This is a genomic window from Armatimonas sp. (assembly GCF_043760365.1).
In the GTDB taxonomy this organism is placed as follows: Bacteria; Armatimonadota; Armatimonadia; order Armatimonadales; family Armatimonadaceae; genus Armatimonas.
In genome coordinates this window covers 1-3,272 of the sequence record NZ_JAYUPA010000806.1, presented here as the reverse complement: position 1 = coordinate 3,272, position 3,272 = coordinate 1, and the positions used below count along the sequence as shown (strand labels likewise).

5 protein-coding genes are annotated in these 3,272 nt (G+C 57.3%); all 5 read left to right on the top strand.

Annotated elements, in window-relative coordinates:
• Positions 1-75 precede the first annotated feature (75 nt).
• The gene (locus tag ACH2EH_RS19645; protein ID WP_395144336.1) at positions 76-1,065 is read left to right on the top strand and encodes a ParB/RepB/Spo0J family partition protein; all 990 of its coding nucleotides are present in this window, start codon (positions 76-78) and stop codon (positions 1,063-1,065) included.
• Between the two features lie 26 nt (positions 1,066-1,091).
• Positions 1,092-1,775: an ABC transporter ATP-binding protein gene (locus tag ACH2EH_RS19640; protein ID WP_395144334.1), complete on the top strand. Its 684-nt coding sequence runs from the start codon at positions 1,092-1,094 to the stop codon at positions 1,773-1,775.
• Positions 1,776-1,822: 47 nt separating this feature from the next.
• Positions 1,823-2,458: a phosphate signaling complex protein PhoU gene (gene phoU, locus ACH2EH_RS19635; RefSeq protein WP_395144332.1), complete on the top strand. Its 636-nt coding sequence runs from the start codon at positions 1,823-1,825 to the stop codon at positions 2,456-2,458.
• Positions 2,455-2,742 (top strand): hypothetical protein, encoded by a 288-nt coding sequence (locus tag ACH2EH_RS19630; protein WP_395144330.1) that lies wholly within the window; start codon positions 2,455-2,457, stop codon positions 2,740-2,742. Before phoU ends, ACH2EH_RS19630 begins: the two co-directional genes overlap by 4 nt.
• Before the next feature lie 35 nt (positions 2,743-2,777).
• On the top strand, positions 2,778-3,272 hold a 495-nt coding region (locus tag ACH2EH_RS19625), incomplete at its 3' end, for an HAD family hydrolase (protein WP_395144328.1).

Sequence of the window (3,272 nt, the reverse complement as noted above, 5' to 3'; positions counted from 1 at the left end):
AGCCCATCTCGGTCTACGATCCCAAGTCTAAGGGAGCGCTGGCCTATGAAAGTATCGCAAAGGAGTTGATAGCGCATGTCGAGCGGAAAACGGGTGCTGGGGAGGGGTCTGGCCGATCTGATTCCCGTTGGTGGCGGCGCCGCTAATGTTTTAGGGGTGGGGCACGAGGGAGGTCTCCCGCTCAGTGCAGCGGGGCAGGAAATCCCTATCGCAAGTCTCCACGCCAATCCGAATCAGCCACGAACGCACTTCGATGAGGGCGCTCTGGAGGAGCTCGCCAACTCCATTCGGGCAAATGGCATTCTGCAGCCGATTCTGGTCCGACCTCGCATCGCGGGCGGGTATGAGATCGTCGCCGGGGAGCGTCGGTACCGGGCAGCACTGCGGGCTGGCCTCGTCAAGGTTCCGGTCGTCATTCGCGAGCTCTCTGATGAGGACACACTCGCCCTTGCCCTTATTGAGAACCTCATTCGTGAGGATATTGGCCCCATGGAGACTTCCCGGGCGTTCCGGCGGCTCATGGATGACTTTGGCTGGACCCAGGAGGAGATGGGGCAGCGGGTTGGCAAGAGCCGCCCGGCAATTGCCAACTCTCTGCGCCTCCTCGAGCTTCCGACTCCTATCCAGGAGAGCCTGGAGAGAGGCGCTCTTACCGAGGGGCACGCACGCGCCCTTCTAGGTGATCGCAAGAGTCGCCTCGACGGTGCATTCCAGAAGCGCCAGCAGGATGTTTTTCGGCAAGCGGTCGGCAAGGGATTAACCGTCCGTGATGTCGAGCGCATGATGGCTCCAGCAGCCCCTAGTGCATCGTCCGCCACAGCCAAGACAACCTCCGCCGACTGGACAGCACTGGAAGACCGCCTGCGAACAGCCCTAGGCACGCGTGTGCGTCTCACGGGCAGCGAGGAAAAAGGCAAGATCGAGGTGGAGTTCTTTTCGGCAGAGGAGCTTGAGGGTCTCTTGCTCCGTTTTGACCCACCCGCTCCCCCCACGAGTGCCCCGACAAGCCAAAAGCAGACAAATAATCCCATTTCAGGGCTCCTGGGGACACGTCGCCCTCTCTAGGGCATGTTTCACGTGAAACATTCCTGATGGAGTTACGCACTGAGGGGCTAAGTGTAGCCCCAATCCTCAAGGAGATTTCGGTGGCTATCCCAAAAGGGAAGCTTACCGGAATCATCGGCCCCAACGGAGCAGGAAAGACAACACTGCTCCGTTGCTTGGCCGGAGAGATCCGTTCCCAAAAGGATGCAGTTACCCTGGGAGATATAGACATCTCCACCTGGCGGGCACGAGAGCGGGCGAAGTACGTCGCCTATCTCCCACAAACCACCGTCTTCGCCTTCGCTTTCACCACACAGGAGTTAGTCGGGCTCCATGCGGCGTCTCCGAGTAGTCTCCAGGAAGCACTGGACACGCTGGAGCTGAACGCGCTGGCCAGACGCTCGCTCTTGAGCCTCTCGGGAGGCGAGCGCCAACGCGTCGCAATTGCCCGAGCTCTTGCCCAGCAAACACCGTTTCTGCTGCTGGATGAGCCACTCACACACCTAGACCTGCACTACCAGAACCGACTTCTGGAATTCCTGAAACAACGAACCCAGAGCGGCACAACGATTGTTGTCGTCCTCCATGATCTGAGACAAGCACAGCACTGGTGTGATCACTTGATCGTTCTCTCCGAGGGGCAGGTGCGGACACAAGGAACTCCCGAACAAACTCTAACACCAGAGAACCTCAGTAATATCTTTAGGATCGCCTCGGATGCGATTCATTAACAGGAGCTTAACAAAACTGTGGATATATTTGATACACTAGGCTCAGAGTGGCAAAATCAAAACAACCTTTTGAGGAAGATCTCAAGGAGCTACGCCGTACTCTTCTCGAGATGGGGGTGGCCGCCGAGGAGATGGTAGGGGATTCCGTGACGGCACTGATACGCCAGAATATGGATATCGCCGATGCTGTGATCGCACGCGATGCCCTTGTGGATCGCTTGGAGCGCGATGTCGAAGCACACTGTCTACGTCTCCTGGCCAACAAGTCAGCATCAGGCAGCGAGTTGCGCCATATCACTGCCGCCTTACGGGTAGCCATTGATCTGGAGCGAATCGCAGACCACGCGGTAGATGTAGCCGAGACGACAAAACGTCTGGGAGCAGAGGCGATCTATAAACCTCTCGTGGATATCCCTCATTTTGCGGAAATCGCACAGACCATGCTCCGCATGACTTTGGATGCCTTTGTCCGGCGAGATCGCAAGCAGGCTCCTGAGCTAATCGCAGCCGATGATGAGGCGGATGCACTCTACAAGCACATGCGACTTGAGTTGAAGACAATTCTTGAAACCGATCCACACTCCGTTGCTCAGGCGATCTCGCTACTCTTTGTGGCACACTACCTGGAGCGGATCTGCGATCACTGCACCAATATCGCCGAGCAGGTAGGGATAGCCTCATGACCGATCCGGCTGTCGATCCCATTGCTGATCCGACGGAGGAGCTCATCGAGACTTTCCTCGAAGGAGCCCCACGTGCGGAGACCTGGGGGGCACTGCGCCACGCCCTAGAGCTACGCCTGGAAGCTGCCCAGACAGAAAAAGAAATTCAGACCCTGCACCAGCAGATAGCAGCGCTCGCTCAGGAAGAAGCGATCACGCGCTTTGTCGAGGACTCAATTCGTGTCACAGCCGTGCGACCGCGTGGGGGTGAGTTCGCCTTCGATGACGATGAATTCGAAGACTAGCTCCTAAATCCAACGGTTTTGCGGTATAACCAGGCATGGGTTGCTTGAAGGGGATCTTTTTTGACCTTGACGACACACTGATCAGCACGAGCGCGGCGATGCATGCTGCGCTGCTGGCAACTCTTCCTCTCCTTCCCAAGCAGAATCTCCAGACCCTCACCGCTGCCCTCACCAGCTCCTACCAAACACTCTGGGGCTACGGTACTCCCGGCTATACGGCCCTGAAAACAATCTCAACGCCCGAGCTTCGTCGCCTCCTCACCCATGAAGCTCTCAGCCGCCTGGGGATCCAGGAGGAGGCTTTAACACTGGCGATGGTGGAGCGTTATGCCCAAGCGGAGAAAGTGGCACTGCAGCCACTGCCCGGTGTACAAGAGACCCTCGAAAAACTACAGCCACACTTTCAACTGGGGATTATTACCAATGGCCCATCACATATACAGCGAGAAAAACTCGCTCAGGCCGGGCTGACAGCCTACTTCAGTGTAGTTATCGCGGACGCTGACTTTGGGGCTCCTAAACCCGATCCA